At 63.7% G+C, this 21,245-nt stretch carries 13 protein-coding genes; 7 read left to right on the top strand and 6 right to left on the bottom strand.

The genetic code is table 11. The features are described from left to right. Positions 1–22 precede the first annotated feature (22 nt). Positions 23–700 (top strand): 3'-5' exonuclease, encoded by a 678-nt coding sequence (locus tag QMK33_RS05710; RefSeq protein ID WP_283563599.1) that lies wholly within the window; start codon positions 23–25, stop codon positions 698–700. A 63-nt stretch (positions 701–763) separates the two neighbouring features. On the opposite strand, the gene QMK33_RS05705 is transcribed toward QMK33_RS05710, so the two are convergent. The 3 genes from QMK33_RS05705 to QMK33_RS05695 form a co-directional block, all read right to left on the bottom strand. Further along, on the bottom strand, positions 764–2,155 hold the full coding sequence (locus QMK33_RS05705; RefSeq protein ID WP_283563598.1) for a sugar porter family MFS transporter: 1,392 nt from the start codon (positions 2,153–2,155) through the stop codon (positions 764–766). Between the two features lie 193 nt (positions 2,156–2,348). Beyond that, complete coding sequence (locus QMK33_RS05700) at positions 2,349–3,149, bottom strand: DeoR/GlpR family DNA-binding transcription regulator (RefSeq protein WP_283563597.1); 801 nt, start codon at positions 3,147–3,149, stop codon at positions 2,349–2,351. A 101-nt stretch (positions 3,150–3,250) separates the two neighbouring features. After that, the gene (locus QMK33_RS05695; protein WP_283563596.1) at positions 3,251–5,002 is read right to left on the bottom strand and encodes a class I mannose-6-phosphate isomerase; all 1,752 of its coding nucleotides are present in this window, start codon (positions 5,000–5,002) and stop codon (positions 3,251–3,253) included. A gap of 308 nt (positions 5,003–5,310) precedes the next feature. Here QMK33_RS05695 and QMK33_RS05690 point away from each other — a divergent pair, with 308 nt between their 5' ends. Beyond that, positions 5,311–7,671, top strand: coding sequence for a GH92 family glycosyl hydrolase (locus QMK33_RS05690; protein WP_283563595.1), 2,361 nt, complete (start codon positions 5,311–5,313; stop codon positions 7,669–7,671). Here the strand turns inward: QMK33_RS05690 and QMK33_RS05685 are convergent. Further along, positions 7,561–9,162, bottom strand: a complete 1,602-nt coding sequence (locus QMK33_RS05685) for a family 43 glycosylhydrolase (RefSeq protein ID WP_283563594.1) — start codon at positions 9,160–9,162, stop codon at positions 7,561–7,563. The two genes, QMK33_RS05690 and QMK33_RS05685, sit on opposite strands and share 111 nt — an antisense overlap. 440 nt (positions 9,163–9,602) lie before the next feature. On the opposite strand from QMK33_RS05685, the gene QMK33_RS05680 reads away from it, so the two are divergent. Both QMK33_RS05680 and QMK33_RS05675 read left to right on the top strand, forming a co-directional pair. Beyond that, positions 9,603–10,301, top strand: a complete 699-nt coding sequence (locus QMK33_RS05680; RefSeq protein ID WP_283563593.1) for an SMI1/KNR4 family protein — start codon at positions 9,603–9,605, stop codon at positions 10,299–10,301. Between the two features lie 72 nt (positions 10,302–10,373). Next, positions 10,374–12,284, top strand: coding sequence for a DUF294 nucleotidyltransferase-like domain-containing protein (locus QMK33_RS05675; protein ID WP_283563592.1), 1,911 nt, complete (start codon positions 10,374–10,376; stop codon positions 12,282–12,284). 99 nt (positions 12,285–12,383) lie between these two features. Here the strand turns inward: QMK33_RS05675 and QMK33_RS05670 are convergent, their stop codons facing one another. After that, positions 12,384–13,424 (bottom strand): LacI family DNA-binding transcriptional regulator, encoded by a 1,041-nt coding sequence (locus tag QMK33_RS05670; RefSeq protein WP_283563591.1) that lies wholly within the window; start codon positions 13,422–13,424, stop codon positions 12,384–12,386. Positions 13,425–13,640: 216 nt separating this feature from the next. On the opposite strand from QMK33_RS05670, the gene QMK33_RS05665 reads away from it, so the two are divergent. Continuing rightward, a complete protein-coding gene (locus tag QMK33_RS05665; RefSeq protein ID WP_283563590.1) occupies positions 13,641–16,997 on the top strand; it encodes an AsmA-like C-terminal region-containing protein in 3,357 nt (1,118 codons plus the stop codon). 235 nt (positions 16,998–17,232) lie between these two features. Here QMK33_RS05665 and mgrA read toward each other — a convergent pair whose 3' ends face one another. Continuing rightward, positions 17,233–18,231: an L-glyceraldehyde 3-phosphate reductase gene (gene mgrA, locus QMK33_RS05660; RefSeq protein WP_283563589.1), complete on the bottom strand. Its 999-nt coding sequence runs from the start codon at positions 18,229–18,231 to the stop codon at positions 17,233–17,235. 148 nt (positions 18,232–18,379) lie between these two features. Between mgrA and QMK33_RS05655 the strand changes: the two genes are divergently transcribed. Further along, positions 18,380–20,305 carry a CocE/NonD family hydrolase gene (locus QMK33_RS05655; RefSeq protein WP_283563588.1) on the top strand — a complete coding sequence of 642 codons (1,926 nt, stop codon included), beginning with the start codon at positions 18,380–18,382 and terminating at the stop codon, positions 20,303–20,305. Positions 20,306–20,619: 314 nt separating this feature from the next. Then, the gene (locus QMK33_RS05650) at positions 20,620–21,207 is read left to right on the top strand and encodes an REP-associated tyrosine transposase (RefSeq protein WP_283563587.1); all 588 of its coding nucleotides are present in this window, start codon (positions 20,620–20,622) and stop codon (positions 21,205–21,207) included. The last annotated feature ends 38 nt before the right edge of the window (positions 21,208–21,245 follow it).

Genomic DNA, 21,245 nt, shown 5'->3' with positions numbered 1-21,245 from the left:
GCGGCGCGCTTACTTTTACGCCGTGCCTGCGTACTTACTTTTCGTCGATACCGAGACCTCGGGGCTGCCCGCCGACTGGCGCCGGCCCTACGCCGAGCCCGGCGCGTGGCCGCACGTGGCGCAGGTGGCGTGGCTCATCTACACGGCCGCCGGCGAGCTGGTGAAGACCGAAAACCACTACATCCGGCCCAGCGACTACGACCTCACGCCGGCCTCCATGCAGGTGCACGGCCTCACGCTGGCTTTTTTGCACGAGCACGGCCAGCCCCGCCGGCCCGTGATGCAGCGCCTGCACGACGACCTGCTGCGCTATAAACCCCTGGTAGTGGGGCACTTCATTGAGCTGGATTACCACATGGTGGGCGTGAGCTTTCACCGCGCGGGGCTGAGCAATGCGCTGCTGGGCCTGCCCACCTTCTGCACCATGCGCCTCACCGGGCGCTTCTGGCAACCGGTGCGCCAGCAGTACCTGCGCCTGGCCGACTTATACCAGCGGCAGTTTGGCCGGCCCATGCTGCGCCAGCACGACGCCCTGGCCGACGCCGAAGCCACCGCCCAGTGCTTCTTCGAGCTGCGCCGCACCGGCGACATCGACGCCGAGGTGCTGGCCAGCCAGCCCCCGCTGCTGCCGCCGCCCACCCACGCCGCGCTGGCCGCCGCCCGCCGCCCGTTTTGGAAATACTGGCTCGGGATGATTTGAGAATGGGGGCTTTACCTGCGCATTGAGTTCTGGCGTTTCGCTAGAATTTGATAACTCCCTCATCTACTGCCAGGTGCGCTCAATCTCCTCCAGGGTGCGGCCTTTGGTTTCGGGCACGGCGCGCCACACGAACACGAACGTGAGCGCCGACAACACCGCGTAGAGTCCGAACGCGCCGGCCAGTCCGGCGGCTTTTACCAGCGAGAGGAAGGTGAAGGAAATGACCGTGCAGGCCACCCACAGCGCCACCGTGGCCACCGAGGCCGCCCGGCCGCGCACGGCGGTGGGGAAAATTTCGGTGATGACGACCCACACGCCCGGCCCCAACCCCACGGCAAAGCAGGCTACGTAAAGCATAATCAGGCCCAGCAGCCACGGGCCCGGCGCGTGCAGCTGCAACGCCACCACCAGCGCCCCCAGCGCCAGCGCCATGCCGCCCGACGCCAGCAGCAGCAGCGGCTTGCGCCCTACTTTATCAATCACGAACAGGGCCACGACGGTGCCCGCGAAATTGATACCGCCAATCAGGGCATTGGCCCCGATGGCCGAGGCCGCGCTCTGCCCACTGTGCTCGGTGAAAATAATGGAGCCGTAGTACAGAATGGTATTGATACCCGTAACCTGCTGCAACACAGCCAGTACCACCGCAATGCGCAGCGGCCGCCGCAGCCGCGGCTGAAACAGGCTGGTGGCTTCGTCGCGCTCGGCAGCCAGCGCGGCGTGAATTTCGGTGGCCTCGGCGGCGGCGGCGGCCGGGCCGTTGAGGCGGGTGAGGGTGCGCAGGGCCTCGGCTTCGCGGCCCCGGCCCAGCAGCCAGCGCGGGCTTTCGGGCACGAGCAGCAGCGCGAACATGAACAGCGCCGAGGGTAGCGCCGCCGAGGCAAACATCCAGCGCCACGCCACCAGCCCCAGGCCCGCCAGGTAGTAGCTGGTGACGTAGGCCATCAGAATGCCCGATACGATAGCCAGCTGATTGAGCGTCACCAGCTTGCCGCGAATGGGCGCCGGTGCAACCTCCGCAATGTAGAGCGGGGCCAGCAGCGAGGCCACGCCAATGGCGAGGCCGCCCACCAGCCGGGCCACCACAAACTCGGTGAGGGTGCGCGGCACCGCCGCCGCCAGCGAGGACAGCGTGAACAGCAGCGCCGCCCCAAACAGCAGCCGCCGCCGCCCGTAGCGGTCGGTGAGCCAGCCGGCCACCGCCGCCCCCACCACCGCCCCAAACAGGATGCTGCTGGCCGCCAGCTCAGTCTGCATGTCATTCAGCCCAAAATCCTTCTTCAAAAACACCAGCGCGCCGTTGATGATGGCCGTGTCGAAGCCGAACAGCAGCCCGCCCAGCGCCGCCACCGCCGCAATCAGGTACACGTAGCCGGTAGAGCCGGCTGGGGCCGCAAGGGCCGCCGGGCCGGCCGGTTCGCGGGATAGAGAGCCGGGCGAATGAGAAGCGGGCATGGGGTGGGAATGAATGGTGAGTTAGTAATTAAATAATTGAATGAACGGTCATGCTGAGCGAAGCGAAGCGTAGTCGAAGCATCTCTGCCGCTTCATCCGTGCCGTTCAACGAAGCGGTAGAGATGCTTCGACTACGCTCCGCTTCGCTCAGCATGACGTTCTTTTTTAGTCCTTGAAACTTCACTAAAGAGCCTCAAACCACCAGCACCTCAATACCCATTTCCCGAAAAGGCGCTAGCTGCGCCGCCGTGGCACCCGAGTCGGTGATGAGCTGGTGGACCTCGGCGGTGGGGCAGATGAGGGCGGTGGCCACGGTGCCAAGCTTGGTGTGGTCGGCCACCACGATGCGCCGCCGGGCCTGCCGCAGCATCACCTGAATGACGGCCGCTTCTTCGGGATGCAGCGAGGTGAGGCCCTTTTGCGCGTCAATCCCGTTGACGCCGATGAAGACTTTATCCACGAAAAACTGGCTCAGCGCCTGCGCAGTGGCCGCCCCGACCAGCGAAAACCAGCCCCCGGTGAGGAAGCCCCCGGCCACGAATACCCGCACGTCGTCGCGCTGGCTCAGCTCCATTGCTACATTCACGGTGTTGGTTACGACCGTTACGTTGGCGCCCGGCCGCAGGCTGCGCGTTACCTGCGTGGTGGTGGTGCCGGCGGTGAGCGAAATGGTTTCGCCGGGCTCAATAAGGGCGGCGGCGGCCAGCCCGATGCGGCGCTTTTCGGCCAGGTTGCGGTCCATTTGCTCGTGAAAGCTGGAGTCGTAGCGAAACGGCTCGTACAGCAGCGGCTCGATGGGCACGGCCCCGCCGTGGGTGCGCCGCAGCCGGCCGCGCTGCTCCAGCTCCACCAGGTCGCGCCGCACGGTGGCCACCGACACGTCGAACTGCTCGGCCAGCTCGTCAACGGTTACGGTGCCGGTATGCAGCAGCTTTTCGACAATGGTTTGGGCGCGGGCGGCGGCGGCGTTTTCGGTAGTGAATAAGTTACTCATGGTCAGTTAGTTATTTGTTCAACGGTGCGCCTCACGGGCCCCCTTTGGGGCCGGCCCCAAAGGGGGCCCGTGAGGCGCCCACCAGAACGGCCCCTCCCCCCTCACGTCCTCACGTACGCCTTCAACGTGGCGCACTCGGTGCCCTCCGCAAGCCCATGAGGCCGAATAATATACTCCCCGACCGCCGCCGGCACGATAAACGTTTCGGCGTAGTGCACCACAAACGGCGCAAACGCGCCGGTTGGGCTTTCCACCACGGCCTCCGCGCCCTGCACCAGGTTGAGCACGTTGACGCCGCCGCCCGTGTGGTGCGGCACGGGGCCGGTAAACCAGTGGCGGCGCGTTTCGATGAATTCGCGCTCGTGCAGGCCGGTGCGCTCCTCGCGCCAGCCCGCGCCCTGGGCCACGGGCTCCACCGCGTTCACCAGGTGCTGCGCTACCCAGGCCGTGGTGCGCTCGGGCTGAATATTGGCCGCGCCGTGGGTGAGGTGAATGGGCCGGGGCCGGCCATCCAGACCCAGACGGTTCCAGTCCCAGAGCTTGAAGGTAAAAATGAAGGGGGTCGCCGAAATTTCCAGTACCATGCTGCCCGCTCCGGAGCAGTGGATGGTGCCGGCCGGAATCAGAAAGTGGTCGTGCTTACGGGCCGGGAACTGCTGCGCGTAGCGCTCGGCCGGAAAGGGCTTGGCAGGGTCCTGCTGGGCCAGTTCCAAATCGGTCAGCAGGGCCTGGTAATCAGCACCTTCCTTCAGGCCTAGATACACCGTGGCGTCCGGCTCGGCATCGAGCATATAGTAGCTTTCATCCTGGGTATAAGGCAGGCCGAAGTGGTCGAAGGCGTACTCGGTGAGGGGGTGCACTTGCAGCGAGAGGTTGCCGCCGCCCACGGTATCGAGCAGGTCGAAGCGGATGGGAAACTCGGTGCCGAAGCGGGCGTGCACGGCCTCACCCAGCAGCTCGCGGGGGTGGGCAAACACCAGGTCGATACTCGGAATTTCGACCCGCGCCGCGCCGAAACCCAGCAACAGGCTGTTTTCCTCGGGCACGCAGTCGAAGCACCAGGCGTAGTTGGCGGGGCCGTCGGGCAGGTCGCACACCGCGCGCATCCACTGCCCGCCCCAGGGGCCGGGGTCGAAAAACGGCACCACCCGGAACGGCCGTCGCGCGGCCGCCGCCAGGCCGGCCCGCAGGTCGGCCCCGGTGATGAGCTTGGGTTGCGCGGGGGCGTGGGCATCGAGCAGGAAATCGGCGCGGGGCAGGGCCTGCTTCTTGAGCCGGTCGGCGGCCCGCCAATCCACGAAAAAAGCCCGCTTGTATTTGAGGCTGGCTTTTTCGCTGAAATTCTCGCTGCCCAGGTTGGCGATTTCGCCGCGCCGCTGCCGCAGCTGGATTTCCCAGCGGGCCAGGTCAGCATACACCAATAGGTCGGGCTTTGGGCAGACCAGCGTGGCCCCGGTGCCCAGTAGTACTACTAAGCCAGTATCATCTTTTAGCTGCTGCTGAGCCGCTTGCAGCTTGGCAGGGTCGAAAAAATCGGCCACCGTCAGCCCATTGAGCCGGCCAAATACCGGGTCGTCGGTGAGCGGGCCGGCTACCAGCGCGTCAATTTCGGCCGGGGGGCGATATAGCGCATCGGCCACCACCCAGCGGGCGGGTGGCAGGGCCGGCTCCAACTCCTGGCGCAGGCGGGCCAGGTCGGTGCCGGGATAGCACTCGATGGCCAGCACCGCCGGGGCTGCCGTGGGGAGGGCCGCTTGCAACACCGCGCCAATGGCCGCCCAACCGAGGTGGCAAGCATCGGCCCCGGCGGCTACCGGCACGAAGGGATATTTATCGTAGTTGGAGGAACGCATAGAGTCAAGCCAAAGCCATATTGGCTAGCTATCACAAATATTGACGTTAAAAATGTTTGTTTACTAGTAAACCAAGCAAAATAATTTTTATTTAGCTTAAAAAGAAGCTTATTTTGTCTTAATCCTACTGCCTCAATAAAAAAGCCAGGCCGGCTGACCATTTCTCCAGCTTACTAAGTGGGTGGAGCCAGCTGGTTGCACCTAGCCTTACTCCCATTCCCATGACTACACTGGCTTGCTCTTTCCCTACTCAATTTATTGACCGTCAGCATTATACAGCCAAACTACTACTGGCTTGCCTACTGGCTTTGCTGCTCCTGCCGCGGCTGGCTCCGGCCCAGGCGCGGCGGAAAGGACCGGCGGCAACAGTCACTAAGGCAACTACTAAGCAGCCAGTCGATTATGTCAACGTTTTCACGGGCACTTCCAACTCGCGCTGGGCGCTATTTCCGGGGCCGACGGTGCCGTTTGGCATGGTCAAGCTCAGCCCCGACAACCAGGGGCAGGTGTGGACGGCCGGCTACGAGTACACGGTGAGCAGCATTTCGGGCTTCAGCCACCTGCACGCCTTCGGCCTGAGTGGCCTGAGCGTGATGCCCGCCACCGGCCATTTGGAGAATCTCAACCAAACCAAAACCTATCCTGGCGAACCCGACGGCCCTTTCGGCACGATGTGGACCGCCGGCTACCGCTCGCGCTTCGACAAGCGTACCGAGCACGCCGCGCCCGGCTACTACGGCGTGGAGTTGATTGACGCCCGCACCAAAGCCGAGCTTACGGCCACCACCCGCACCGGCTGGCTGCGCTTCACCTTCCCCGAAACCGGCAACCGCCAGGGCGACGAAAACACCAGCGGCCCGGCCCGCATTCTGTTCGATTTTGACTTCCCGACCGAGGAGCAGGTGGCCATCCAGAAGGTGCAGGTGCGCCAGGTAAGTCCCACGGAATTAGAGGGTTCCATTCAGCAGAAGAGCGGCTACCCCGACCAGTACACGGTGTACTTCGTGACGCAGCTCAGCAAGCCCGCCGACAGCCTCAGTAGCTGGCAGACGCCGCCCTACACGGGCACCGCCACCACCTACGGCACCGCGTTTCGCAACCCGGCCACTATCCACAACAATATCAAGGAGTTTGAGGGCAAAGACGACTGCGGGGTGTGGCTTTCCTTCCATACCAAGGCGGGCGAACAGGTAGTGATGAAGTCGGGCATTTCCTTCGTGAGCGTAGCCCAGGCGCGGCTCAACCTGGAAACCGAAACCAAGCCCTACGGCTTCAACTTCGATGCCGTGGCCGCCGCCGGCCGCCGCGAGTGGAACGAGCTGCTGGGCCGGGTGGAGGTGACGGGGTGGAGCGAAGCCCACAAGGAAACTTTCTACACCAACCTCTACCGCGCCTACACCGGCCGCGCCATTATGAGCGACGTGAACGGGCAGTACACCGACGCCTGCGAGAAAACCCAGCAGCTAGTTGCCCCCGCCGATGCCGCGTACAGCAGCGACTCGTTCTGGGGCACGCAGTGGAACCTGACGCCGCTCATGACGCTGCTCACACCCGCCAAGGCCAATTCCTGGGTCAATTCCTTCCTGGCGCTCTACGACACGGGCGGCTGGATGCCCGACGCGCCGGTGGGCCTGGAATACTCGGCCGTGATGGGTGCGCAGCACCACAAAGCTTTGATTGTGAGCAGCTACCAGAAAGGCATTCGGGACTTCGACGTGAACAAAGCCTGGGCCGCCACTAAGCACGACCTCACCACGCCCGGCCAGGCCGGGCCGTGCGGGGGCTACGTGGGCAACCGCCAGCTCGGGCCGTATTTGCAATATGGCTACGTGCCCGATGAGGACGGGGCCTCGTCCAACACCCTCGAATATGCCTACGACGACTACGTGGCCAGCCAGTTTGCGCAGGCCCTGGGCAAAACCGACGACCAGGCGTACTTCGCCAAGCGGGCGCTGTCCTACAAAAATCAGTTCGACCCGCAGACCGGCTACATGCGCCGCCGCAAGCGCGATGGCAGCTGGGTAACGCCGGTTGACATCCATAAATTTGGCACCGTGAGCGACTGGAATTCGCCCGGCTGGATGGAGGGCACCGCCTGGATTTATTCCTTCTTCGTACCCCAAAACGTGCCCGAGCTGGTGCGCATGGTGGGCCCCGAGCGCTTCAACCAGCGCCTGGAGGAAGGCTTCGCCAAGGGCTACGTAGACCTCAGCAACCAACCCAATATGCAGGCGCCGTTCCTGTTCAACTACTCGGGCAAGCCCTGGCTCACGCAGAAGTACACCCGCTACGTGCTCAACAAGTTCTACAACAACTCGCCCCTGAGCGGCTGGGTGGGCGAGGAAGACGAGGGCCAGCTTTCCTCTTTCTACGTGCTGCTGGCGATGGGCCTCTTCGAGATGGACGGCGGCACCGCCGTGCGCCCCACCTACGACCTCAGCAGCCCGCTTTTCACCCGCGTAGTGCTGCACCTCGACAAGAAGTACTACGGCGGCCGCACCTTCACCATCGAGGCCAAGAACAACTCCGAAACCAACGTTTATATCCAGTCCGCCACGCTAAATGGGCAGCCGCTGAGCCAGCCGCTGCTGGCGCACGCCGACTTGGTGAAGGGCGGGACGCTGGTGCTGCAAATGGGGCCGCAGCCGAATAGGGAGTGGGGGAAGTAGGGCAGCAAGGTCGCCCTCCGCGTGCGCCTCACCTTTTAGACACGCTTTACTGTGCAGCCCCACCCCCGCCCGCGGCCCGCCCGTACGCTGCATCAGCTGCACGCGCACGTACCGCGCCTTGGTATTGGGCAAAGTCACGGTAAGCGGCGAGGCCACGGCTGGCGTGCTGGTTTGGCGACCAGCCGAAGTCCAGGTGCGGTTATCATTAGAAGTAGATACCTCAAACTGATAGGTATAAATTGGATACTCGGGGTAAATGGCGACTTCCTTCACCGGCTGGGCGGTGCCCAGGTCCACGGTGAGCCAGGCGGTGGGGCCGGGCTTGCCAATCCAGGGCGTGCCGTTGTTTTCGTCGGTGGCGTAGCTGGCTTTGGTTTTGGGGTCGAGGTCGCCCGAGCTGGTGGTGGGGGCGCGGTAGGCCAGGTTTTTGCGCGGCGGCACTGGTCCCAGCGGCCCCACCCCCACGTGCGTAGTTACCACCCGCTGCACGGAGCCATCGGGGTTGTAGAGGAGCTTATCGGCGGCCACCTGGCGCAGCTTGGCCGATATCTTGTACTCGTTCACCGTGTTGAAGCGGTGGTAGATGATGTAGGTATCCGCACCCTTGCGCAGCAGGGTGTGGTGGCCGGTCGAGAAGATGGTGGCGTCGCTGGTATTGGTGCCCAGGATGGGGCGCATCATGCCCTCGGTCCAGGGGCCGAAGGGCGTGGGGCCGGTAGCGTAGCGCACCTGATACGTCTTGTCCCAGGTGTGGCCCCAGGAGTAGGAGAAGTAGTATTGCCCGTTGCGCTTGAGCATGTAGGGCGCTTCGAAGTAGTGCGGCGGCGTCACGTCGCGCGGCTCCCCGTCGAAGGTTATCATGTCGGGCTTGAGCTTCACGGCCAGGCAGCGGCCCTCAATATCGAAGTCGGAGTGCGACGAGCCCCAGTAGAGGTACGCTTGGCCATCATCATCAATAAAGCATTCGGCATCAATGGTTTCCACAAACCAAAAGGCTTTGTGCCGAATGAGCGGCCCGCCACCGGGGCGGGCGTTGCGCCAGGGGCCAAGCGGCGCATCGGCCACGCCCACCCAGATTTCCTCGCCCACCGACACGTACATGTAGAACTTGCCGTTGGGCGCTTTCACCACGCTGGGAGCCCACACGCCGGCGGTTTGGGAAGTCGAGCTGCCGCACAGCGCCTTGGTGGGCCAGTTGAGGTACTGGCATTGCCAGTTCACAAAATCGGTGGACGTCCAGGCGGCCATCCGGTTGATGCCGTTCCAATCGGTGAGGTCGCTGGTGGCGTAGATATAATATGTGCCTTTGTCCTCGATAATGGTGGGGTCGGCGTAGTAGCCGGGCAGCAGCGGGTTGCCGTTGCCGGGGGCGTTGAAGGGCTTGTCGGGGTGGTGCCAGAGCCGCAGCACCGACGAGTCGGCCGGGGCCTGGGCGCGGGCGCGGGAGGAGCCGGCCAGCAGCGCGGCCAAGAAAAGTAAGACGGTTTTCATCGGGGGCAAGGTAGCGGACACCAAGGCAGGTCATTAGGCTTTTTACAGCTTTTTTTGGGCAGTTGCGGCCGTTTTGGGTACCGCATCCGGTAGCCCGCCGCTTTTGCCCCGCCCCCCGCCCGCGCCGCCTGAACAAACCCGCCTACCAGCCACATAACCCGGCCCGTTTGCGCCGCCCTCGCGTACTTGCCGCCGGTTTCTGCTTGTTCACGACTCCTGTTATGGAGTATCGCCCGGCCTTTTTGCACCCTGGCCGGCCCTTCAACATACGGACCGAGTAGCCGGGATTGCGCCCAGCTGCCGGCCGCTTGCCCTACGCCCGCCCCTGCTGCAAATACTGGCTGGGCATTTGGTAACCAGCCTCTTTCCTTGCTAATAAAGCGTAGAAAAGCGGTTGTTTACCAACCGATAACCGTTTCCCATTCTTACTGATTTTTGTTATGACAACCTCCGCTATTGAGCAGCAGCATGGGTTTGAGTATCCCGCTTTATATAAGCAGCTTGACCAGGATGGCATGCTGGACGTCGGGCAATACGGACCCGATTGGGCCACCACCGTGCTGCCGAAGCTGCGCGACAACCCGACGCTCCTTTTATTCAGCAGCGACTTTGAGTTGCTCAATTTGGCGCACGCTAGCGAGGTAACAGCGGACTTGGCTGCGCCGGACGACTACCGCCAAATTAAGCCGGCCTATAAGTTCATTGCTTTTGCCCAAAACGGGGCCGGAGACTATTTCTGTTTGCTTCCTACGGCGCAGCAAGCCAACGACATACCGGTTATTTTTCTGTGGCACGATGCAAATGAGGCGACTTTTTTGGCGAAGAACTTACAGGATTTTATCTTCCGCCGCATCCTCACCGATATGGCGGAGCAGGACACGTATAATAAAATCAGCGACGAGGAATTTCGGGAAAATTTAACCGCCACCCTCAAAACCCACGGTCGGTATTTAACTGAGCAGCAACGCACTATTGCAACCAGTATGCTACTGCGACCACTCATAAGCTACGAGCACACCGAGTGCTCGTACACGGAAACCAGGCGCGGGCTGCTAACCGCCACGGAACTGGGCGCTATGCTGACCGAAATAATTGGATTTGCTCAGCTGGATGTCAGCTTCGAATACGCGGCCGACTAGCTAACCCAAGTTGCGCCAGCTCCCATTCGGGCGGGCAAATTTCACAACTTGTTGATTATAAATAATTTAAACATGAACGAACGCTTAGCATTCCTCCGCACCGTTCAGCCCTTCGACCTGCTGCCGCCCGAGGTGCTGGAGGAGGTGGCCGCGCTGCTGCAAGAGGTGACGCACCCGCGCGAGGCCGTCATCTACCGGCAGGGCGAAACCAAGCTGCGCGGCGTCGATTTGATACTGGAGGGCGGCTACGACACGTTTTTCTACGACGGCCAGCAGGCCCGGCTCCTGCCCGAGGTGTACGGGCCCGGCACTTGCTACGGCGGCGTGTCGGTGCTGCTCAACAAAAAGCGCTCGCTGCGCACGGTGCAGGCCCGCGCCGGCACGCGGGTGTACGTGCTGCATCGCAACGACTTTCGAGCGCTGTGCCTGGGTTATGATGCTTTCTTTCAGCATTTTACCACCCGCTACGGCCGCCTCATGCTCAACGACGAGTATGCCCAGCTAGTGAACCCCGGCCCGCAGGCCCCCCAAAACTTCATTGCCGCCGACGAGCTGTTTTCGCGCCGCATGGCCGCCGTGGAGCTGCGCCCCGTGCTGGCCTGCCCCGGCACCACGCCCACCCACGAGGTAGCCCGCCGCATGGCCAAGGCCCGCAGCAGCTGCTACTTCGTGCTGGACGAGGCCGGCGAAAAAATAGTGGGCTACGTCACCGATATCACGCTGCGCGACAAGGTGGTAGCCGCCCTCGGTGATGCCCGCCTGCCCATTAGCACCTACCTCGACGCGCCCACCCGTAGCGTCAGCAGCGAGGCGTTTGTGTACGAGGCCCTGCTGCTGATGTTCCGCACCAAAACGCGCTATTTGCTCATCGAAGGGCCCGGCGGCGGGTACTTGGGCTTCATCTCGCGCAACAAGCTGCTGGCCGAGCAGGCGCAGTCGCCGTTTCTCTTTATTCAGGGCGTGAAGCAGGCCGTGAGCGCCCGCGAGCTGCGGCGCAACTGGCAGAAGGTGCCCGACATCGTGTTTCAGCTGCTCGACCGCGGCGTGAAGCCCGAAATCGTGAATCAGGTCATCACGACCGTGGCCGATACCATCGCCCTCAAAGTCGTTGAGGACGTGATTCGCGAGCTGGGGCCGCCGCCGGCCAAGTTCGTGTTTATCGTGCTGGGCTCCGAAGGGCGGCAGGAGCAAACCCTACTCACCGACCAGGACAACGCCATCATTTACGAGGACAAGGCCAACGAGCAACGCGAGGTGGTGCGCGACTACTTTCTACGCTTCGCCACCGAGGTATCGGACCGCCTCAACGACATTGGCTTCAGCTTTTGCGATGGCGGCCTCATGGCCAAAAACCCCAAGTGGACGCACTCCTTGTCGCACTGGAAGCGCAACTACCGCGAGTGGCTGCACGAGTCGAACCCCGAGAACGTGATGCGCTTCGCGGCCTTTTTCGACATCCGCTTTCTGTATGGCGAGCCCGCCATTCTCGACGAGCTGCGCGACTTCCTCGATACTGAGTTGCAGCAGCCGCTCGACCGCTTCCTGCACTACATGGCCACCAACGCCTTGCAGTACGAGCCGCCGCTCACGTTTTTCAACAACATCCGCACCTTCGCCGTGGGCGACCAGCAGGTGGTGAACCTCAAGAAAATCATGTCGCCCATCGTGGATGCGGTGCGGGTTTTCGCCCTTAAAAACCGCGTCTTCGCCACCAATACCGGCCAGCGCCTGGCCGCCCTGCGCACGCTCGGCGTATTCACCGAAAAGGAATACCAGGAGCTGCTGCAATCGTACTACTACCTCATGGGCATGCGCCTCAAGAAGCAGGCCACCCAAATGATGCACGACAAGCTCCCACCCGATAACTATCTAAACCCTAAGAAGTTAACTAAAGTTGAGCGCGTGACTTTGAAGGAGATTTTCAAGGTAATTGCTGACTTGCAGCTAAAAATCAAGGTCAATTTTGCGAAGCTACTGAGCTAGTAGGCACGCGCCATGGCGCGTTCGGCCGCAGGGTTGCGACGGGTACCGAACGCGCCTCAAACGGCATCTTACCTGCGCCGAACGCGCCGTGGCGCGTACCTACCCGGGCCGCTGCGACGAGTCCCTTACTATCAGCTTGGGCTTGAGCACGATGCCGCGCGGGGTGGTGGCTTTGTGCTCGGGACTGGGCAGCATTTTTTGCAGCAGCTGCACGGCGGTGCGGCCCATTTGCTCGCAGCGCTGGTCTACGGTGGTGAGAGCGGGCTCGGTGAGCTGGGTGAACACCTCGTTGCTGAAGCCGGCGATGGCCACGTCTTCGGGCACCCGGAAACCCAGCTTTTTGGCCACCTGCATGGCGCCCACGGCGGCCAGGTCGTTGCTACTGAACACGCCGTCGGGCCGGCGGGTGGGCGAGAGGCGCAGCAGGCCGCGCATGGCGGCGGCCCCACCCTGCTGGCTCAGCTCGCAGAAGGCCACCAGGCGCGAGTCGGGCACGAGGCCGTGGGCGGCCAGCGCGTCGAGGTAGCCCTGGTGGCGGTTTTGGTGAATGTTGACGTGCAGCGGGCCCGTAAAATGCGCCAGCCGGCGGCAGCCCTGCTTGATGAGGTGCTCCGTGACCTGGTAGGCCCCGAGGTAGTCGTTGAGCGTCACCGACGTTACGTTGGGGCCCTTGAAACCTGGCACCAGGCGGTCGAAAAACACGAGCGGCACGCCTTGCTGACGCACGGCCTCAAAGTGCTCAAAATCAGTGGTAGCATCCGACAAGGAGAGCAGAATGCCAGCCACCTGCGCACCCATCAGCAGCTCGATAATCTGCTTTTCCTGCTGCGCATCCTCGCCCGACTGGCAAATCATGACGTTGAAGCCCGCCGCGCTGGCCTCGCTGGCAATGCCGTGGATAACCTCCGGAAAGAAGTAGCCCGTGATGTGCGGCACTATCACGCCCAGCGTGTTGCTGCGGCCCCGGCGCAGGCCGGCGGCCAAGGGGTTGGGCTGGTAGTGCAGCTCCTTAGCCAGCTGGCGCACGCGGGCCTTTGTGGCCTCGCTCACGTCGTGGTGGTCGGCCAGGGCCCGCGAAATGGTCGAGGGCGACAGGCCCAGGGCCTTGGCCAAGTCGGTGATGGAGGCGCGACGATTCATAGGAGCAGCAGAAAAAGGCGAAGACGCTAGCAGGCAATAACAACCGCAAAGATGGGGTTTGGGTCGTGGGCACGCGGGCCAGCCGGGTAAACTTAGCCCCGCTGCCCCCAAGCCAGGGCGGCCAGTTGCAACCCGCGTGGCCACGTATGTAGCCGAACGCCTGACCGGCCACGTATGTTACCGGCCGTATTAGTCCGGCTAGTGTAGCTTGCTGTTATGAGGTCATTTTCCTTCTGGCGCGTGCTGGGCGTTGTTTTGCTGCTACTGCTGCTGGCCCTGGGGCTGGGCGGCTGGCTGCTGAGCAGCCACTACGCCCGCCCCTATGTGAAACGGCTTGTGCGTGAGCAGCTTACCCACAACTCGGAGTTGGTGCTCGCCCCGTTTGAAGTTGATTTTTCGGTGTGGAATGACTTTCCGTACCTCTCGGCCTCGCTCAGCCACCTCACCCTCACCGACACGGCCCATCACCGCGCCGTGCCCGTAATGCGCCTGGGCCGCGCCGACCTGCGCCTCAACCTGCGCGAGCTGCTGCACCGCCGCGTGCAGGTAACGCGCCTCACCCTGCACGACGTGGCCATTGGCCAGCGCGTCGATTCGGTGGGCCACAGCTGGGGCCTGCGCGGCAAAAAGCGCACCTCCTCCGGCCCGGCCCCCAAAATAGACCTGGCCCTGGATTCCATTGTTATTTACAACTTCGGGATATTCACCCGTAACGACTTTACCCAGAGCATCTTACGAGGCCGCATCTACCAGGCGCGGGTGGCGGCCACGCTGCGCCAGGGCATTTTAGCGGTGCACGGGCGCTTTGCGGGCCGCCTCGTGCAGCTGCACAACCGCAGTGGCGACCTGCTCACCAACGAGCCCGTAAATGCCTGGCTGAATTACACGTACAATTTTGAGAAGCGCCAGGGCACTTTTGCCCGCACCCGCGCCACGCTCAACGGTGACACCATCCGCATCAGCGGCACCCACACGGCGGCCGTGGCCGTGGGCAACCAGCCCCCGGCCGGCACCGTGCTCAACCTGCGCTTTGCGGGCAGCCAGCCGCTGCTAGCCGTGCTGCACGCCGCCCTGCCGCCCACGCTGCACCCCATTTTGCACGGGGCCCGCAGCCCCAGCAAGGCCCAGATAGACTACCGCATGACGGGCCTAAGCGGGCCCTTGGTGCGCCCCCGCGTCACGCTGCGCTTTGGGCTACGCAACGCCCGCATTGCCTGGCCCGACTCGGCGCGGCGCATCGACCGCTGGGACTTGCAGGGCACCTACGACAACGGCCCCGCCCACCTGCCCAAAACGATGTCGCTCAACCTGAGCCAGTGCCGCATCTACTCGCCGGCCGGCCAGCTCGATATGGCTTTTTTGCTGCGCGATTTTCGGCATCCCCGCGTGCAGGGCCGCCTGCACGGGCGCACCACGCTGCCCGCCCTCATGGGCCTGCTCTCGCCCGAGCGCTGGTACGCCAGCCGCGGCATTGCCGACCTCGATGTGCGCATTAAGGGCCTGCTGCCCGTGATGAGCCAGCTGCGGCGCGGCGATTTCCGGCGCAACCTGTCGGTGCGCGGCACGGCCACCCTGCGCGATGCCGACTTCCGGCTCAATGGCCACGATAGCGGCCTGCGCAACCTCAACGTGCGCATCGGCCTCAATGACAGCCTGTGGCGCCTCTCCAATGCCTCGGGTATGCTGGCGGGCATGAAGTTCAAGGCCTCGGCCACCACCACGTACCTGCTCGATTACTTCACCGGCCAGCACCCCACCACCACCATCAAGGGCAGCTTTGCGGTGGATGAGCTGGATGTGAGCAGCTTGCGGCAGCTGCTGCGGCCCTCGCCCGGCAGCTCGGCCTACGAGCAGGCCAGCCGCCGCACCCGCCTCAACCAGGCCGACCGCCGCCGCATTGCCACCACGCTGGGCAGCCACATGGTGCCACCCGGTATGCTGCTCGACGTGGCCCTGCGCTGCGACCGCCTGGCCCTGGCCACCGACACCCTGCGCGAGCTGGCCGTGCGCATCCGCCACGACGGCGAGCGCGTGCAGCTCAGCGGCATCCGGGGCAAGCTCTGGGACGGCGAGGTGCGCGGCGAGGCCCAGTGGCTCACCGACTCCTCCGCGCGCGTGGTGCCCGTGGCCTATAACATTGATTTTAAGTTTGATACGCTCAATTACAAGTCGTTGCTAGAGCGGTTGTCGCGGCCGCCCCGGCGCTCGACCAAGACGCCGGGTAGCCCCGCCATCCGCGAGCTGCTGCTGGCCGCCAATGGCAAGCTGAGCTACGAAATCAACTCGCTGGTGCTGCCCGATGGCCAGCGGCTGCGCAACATGCGCCTGCGCTTCGATAAGCAAGGGCCCATGCTGCGGCTGCCCTACGTGTATTTTATGACCCCGCAGGGCGGCGTGGGCAGCGGCTCGGCCACGGTGCAGGTGGCGGGCCTCCGCATTGAGAGCGCCGATGCCAGCCTGCACCTGCGCTACCCTAGCCTCGACGTGCCCGAGCTGCTGCGCATGCTGGCCAGCGTGGCCCCGCCCGCCACCGACTCGGCGGCCGCGGCCGCCCGGCGGGCGCAGCGCGCCCAGCGGGCCTCGCGCCGGGCCGCCCGCCAGGCACCGGGCACCCCGGCTCGCACCTCGCTCATCGCCGATGGCCGCTTTACCGCTCTGCTGCGCGTGGAGGCCGACCGCGTGAGCTACGGCGCGGTGCAAGGCACTCGCTTTCAGCTGGTAACGCACTTACAGGAGGGCGAAGCCATGCTCGACGAATGCACCGTGAACACCCTGGGCGGCCGCGTGACGCTGCGGGGCCGCCTCATCACCAACGCGGGCCGCCACCACCACCCCCTGCGGGTGCAGGCCCTGCTGGAAGACATTCAGCTCCCCACGTTCTTCGACCTGGCTACTTCGTTGAACCTCAATGTATTGAGCAAAGAAAATATAAAAGGCACGCTGCGCGCCGCCGTGGCCCTGCGCACCGACCTCGATGAGAAGTTTATTCCCAGCCTCGACAATACCAACGCCTACCTCAAGGTGGACCTGCGCGACCTGGAGCTGATTGAGGTGGAGGCCCTGCAAGACGCTTTCAAGTTTTTCAAGAAGCGCACCGGGCACCTGTTCTTTGAGCCCGTCAGCACCGAGTTTGTGCTGAGCCGGGGCGAGCTGCTCATCCCCAATCTGCGCCTCGACAGCAACCTCACCGAGCTGCAAATAAATGGCCGCTACGACCTCGCCGGCCCCGCCGACCTCTACATTGGCATGAACCCGCTGCACGCCATCCTGGGTAGCAACAACAAGCGCATCGCCCGCATCCAGGCCGGCGAATCGACCACCCGCCACGACCCCAAGCTCAGCTACGTAAACCTGACCCGCGACGCGCCCCGCAGCAAGTACCGCGTCAAGATTTTTCAGAAGCAGGAGCAGCGGCAGGAACAGGTAGCCCTGCGCCGCCAGCTTCGACAATTCGTCATCACCCAGCGCCTCGATACCACGTTGCGCCTGCTGCCGGGGTCACCGTTTGCCGCGCCAACAATCGCGGCTCCTGATTTGGCCACTCCGGTACCCAAGCTGGCCACGTCGCCGTAGGTACCTCACGCGGTTCACCCTAGCCCAGAGTCGTTAATTTCTGGTTTTGTCGCCCTTCGCGGGCGCCTCACGGGACCCCTATGGGGCCGGCCCCCCTCCGAAAAGGAGAGGGGGAGATAGTGCTGCTTTCCAGCTTTTTAAGACTAAAAACTAGTTTCCCTTCTCCTTTTTGGAGAAGGGGCTATGCCCATAGGGGTCCCGTGAGGCGCCCACGCAGGGCGAGCCACCCGCACAACTACCCCTGCAAAATTTCCTCAATTCGCGCCAGCTCGGCAGCGCTGAACTGATAATTGGCCAGGCTGCCCACGGCATCGGTCACCTGCTGGGGCTTACTGGCACCGATGATGACGGAGGTGATGCGCGGGTCTTTGAGCACCCAGGCCAACGCCAGCTGCGCCATCGTTTGGCCGCGCTCCTGGGCTAAAGCGTTGAGCTTTTGGGCCTTGGCAATATTGGCGGGCGTGAGCTGGTTTTCTTCCAGCGCGCCGTTGCCCAGGTTGCGGGCCACCCGCGAATCGTCCGGAATGCCTTGTAAGTACTTGTCCGTGAGCAAGCCCTGGGCCAGGGGCGAAAACGGGATGCAGCCCACGCCCTCCTCGGCCAGCACGTCGAGCAAGCCCTGCTCGGGGTCGCGCACCAGCATCGAGTACTTGGGCTGGTGAATGAGGCAGGGCGTGCCCAACTCGCGCAGCACGGCAACGGCGCGGCGCGTTTCGGCGGGCGAGTAGCTCGACAGGCCCACGTACAGGGCCTTGCCCTGGCGCACCAGCGCGTCGAGGGCACCCATGCTTTCTTCCACAGGCGTGTCAGAATCGGGCCGGTGGTGGTAGTAGATATCGACGTAGTCGAGGCCCATGCGGCGCAGGCTTTGGTCGAGGCTGGCCATCAGGTACTTGCGCGAGCCGCCGTCGCCGTAGGGGCCGGGCCACATGCCGTAGCCCGCCTTGGTTGAGATAATCAGCTCATCGCGGTACGCCTGAAAATCGGTGCGCAGCAGGCGGCCAAACATCTCTTCGGCCGCGCCGGGGGGCGGGCCGTAGTTGTTGGCCAGGTCGAAATGCGTAACGCCCGCATCGAAGGCCGTGCGCAAAATGGCGCGGCAGTTGGCCTGCGCATCTTTCTCGCCAAAGTTTTGCCACAGGCCCACCGACACGGCCGGCAGCTGCAAGCCGCTGCGGCCGCAGCGGCGGTATTCCATCGCCTCGTAGCGGGCGGGGTTGGGTTGGTAAGCCATAAAAGGAAAAGGGTAGGGAAAGGCTGCTTTGTGCCGCTAAAACTACTAGCTACCGCGCGGGTTTCGGCCCACGTGGCGGCGGGCGGCCTGGCAAAGGCCTGGTTGGCATTACTTTCCGGGCCGCGCCCACTTTTGCGCGGCTTTTCTTATGCTTCGCTCCTCCTCTGGCCGGCTGCTCGCGGGCCTTGCCCTGCTGGCCACCGCCCTTGCCCGGCCCGCCGCCGCCCAGGCCCCCGCGCCGCCCACCCGCGCGCAGGATTCTGCGTTTGTGCGCCAGAACTACCGCAAGGTGGAGCAGCTCATTGCCATGCGCGACGGCACCCGGCTGGCCACCATCCTCTACGTGCCGCTCGATGCCAGCAAGGCCCGCCCCTACCCTTTCCTGATGGAGCGCACGCCCTACTCGGCCGGCCCGCGCGGGGCCGACACCTACCTCACCCGCGGCCCCGGACCCAGCCGCGAGCTGAGCCAGGAAAAATACATTTTTGTGTACCAGGACGTGCGCGGGCGCTACCTCAGCGAAGGGCAGTTTGAGGAAATGACGCCCGCCCTACCCGCCAGCCGCCGGGGCAAAGCCCCCAAGGGCAAAAGCGCGCCCCACGACGAAAGCACCGACACCTACGACACCATCGAGTGGCTACTCAAAAACGTGGCCGGCAACAACGGCCGCGTGGGCATCATGGGTATCTCGTACCCAGGCTTTTACGCCACGGCCAGCCTGCCGGCGGCCCACCCGGCGCTCAAGGCCGTGTCGCCCCAGGCCCCGGTTACGGATGAGTTTATGGGCGACGATGCGCGGCACAATGGCGCGTTTTTTCTGCTCGATAACTTCGACTTTACTAACTCTTTCGACGTGCCCCGGCCCCAGCCGCTGGCCAAGTACGAGGAGTTATTTCCCTTGAAGATTGCCGATGCCTACCAGTTTTTCCTGGATTTGGGGCCGCTCAAAAATGCTAATTCGACCAAGTATTTCAACGGCCGGGCGCGCATCTGGAATGAGTATTTGCAGCACGACACCTACGATGCCTACTGGCAGGCGCGCAACACCCGCCCCAGCCTCACGGGCGTAAAACCCGCCGTGCTGGTCGTGGGCGGCTGGTACGACGCCGAGGACCTCTTTGGGGCGCTGCACACCTACCAAAGCATCGAAAAGCAGAACCCCCGCGCCACCAACCGCCTCGTGATGGGCCCCTGGACCCACGGCGCCTGGAGCCGCCCCAACTGGAGCAAATTTGGCCCCCTCAGCTTCGGCCAGAACACCGCCGAATACTACCGCCGCACCCTGGAAACGCCGTTTTTCAACTACTACCTAAAGGACAGAGGCAGCTTTAACGTGGCCGAAGCCACGGTATTTGACACGGGCAGCAACGAGTGGAAAATGTATCCGGCCTGGCCGCCAGCCAGCGCGCAGCCCCGCCCCTACTACCTGGGCGGCGCGGGCCAGCTGACTACCGCCCCCACCGCCGCGCCCGCCGACGAATACGTGAGCGACCCGGCCCACCCGGTGCCCTACGCCCCCGGCATCCTCAGCAGCCGCACTAATGAGTACATGATTGCTGACCAGCGCTTTGCGGCCGAGCGGCCCGACGTGCTCACCTACCAAACCGAGCCCCTGGCGCAGGACCTCACCGTGGCCGGCCCGTTGGGCGTTGACCTCTGGGTGAGCACCTCGGGCACCGACGCCGACTTCGTGGTGAAGCTCATCGATGTGCTGCCCGGCGACGTACCCGACCCCAACCCCGCGGAAGAAAACACCACCCTGCCCGGCACCCAGCGCCTGGTGCGGGCCGACGTATTTCGGGGCCGCTTCCGCAACAGCTTCGAGAGGCCCGCAGCCTTCCAGCCCAACGTGCCCACCGAGGTAAAATACGAATTGAACGACGTGCTGCACACCTTCAAAAAAGGCCATCGCCTCCTGGTGCAGGTACAAAGCACCTGGTTTCCGCTCGTGGACCGCAACCCGCAGCAATTCGTCAATATCTCCACGGCCGAGGCCAAGGATTTCCAAAAAGCCACCATCCGCATCTACCACGAGCCGGGCCACGCCTCCAGCCTGACGCTGCGCGTGCAGTAGCGCGAAGCTTCCGCTTCGTGCGCGAGCGCGGTGAGCAGGCGGCACCGGACGACCCACGAAGTAGCGCGAAGCTTCCGCTTCGTGCGCGAGCGCAGCGAGCAGGCGGCACCGGACGACCCACGAAGTAGCGCGAAAGCTTCCGCTTCGTGCGCGAGCGCAGCGAGCAGGCGGTATAAGGACAACACCACACGCCAGATGCTCGCTACGCTCGCGCACGAAGCGGAAGCTTCGCGCTACTTCGCGGCTGTGCACCGGACGACGCCACACACCACCTGCTCGCGCACGAAGCGGAAGCTTCGCGCTACTTTGCGGCTGTGCTCATTTATTACCAGCGTAACCTTCCTCATCGGCTGCCGCCGGGTGAAACGATTTTCGTTACTTTTCGGCTGGCGGGCTCTCTCCCGTTGGAGATGATGACCGCACTGCAACAAGAGTTTGCCGCGGTGCCAGGGGCAGATGATGAAGCTGCGACTTACGCCCGGCAACGACGCTACTTCGGCAAATTTGACGCGCAATTAGATGCGGCGCACGCGGGCCCGGTATGGCTCGGGCAGCCGGCCATTGCGCAGCTGGTACAGCAGGCGCTTCATTTTAGCGATGGGCGCAACTACCAGCTGGTTTGCTACTGCCTGATGGCCAACCACGTGCACCTCGTTGTATGCCTACCCGATAATGCTCCTTCGCTGGCTCGTACGCTGCAATCCCTGAAGGGCTATACCGGCCGCGCGGCCAATGCCCTACTAGGGCGTACCGGCCATTTTTGGCAGCGTGAGAGCTACGACCACGTGGTGCGTAACGGCCAGGAATTGGAACGGGTAATTGCCTATGTGGTGAATAACCCGGTGAAAGCAGGCCTTACAAACGACTGGCAACAATGGCCCTACACCTACTGGGCACCGTAGCGCGAAGCTTCCGCTTCGTGCGCAAGCTGGCGGCACTA

This window comes from Hymenobacter sp. H14-R3, from assembly GCF_030063445.1.
Taxonomy (GTDB): domain Bacteria; phylum Bacteroidota; class Bacteroidia; order Cytophagales; family Hymenobacteraceae; genus Hymenobacter.
Note: the sequence above shows the minus strand (reverse complement) of the source record. Positions and strands in the feature narration are given on the sequence as shown.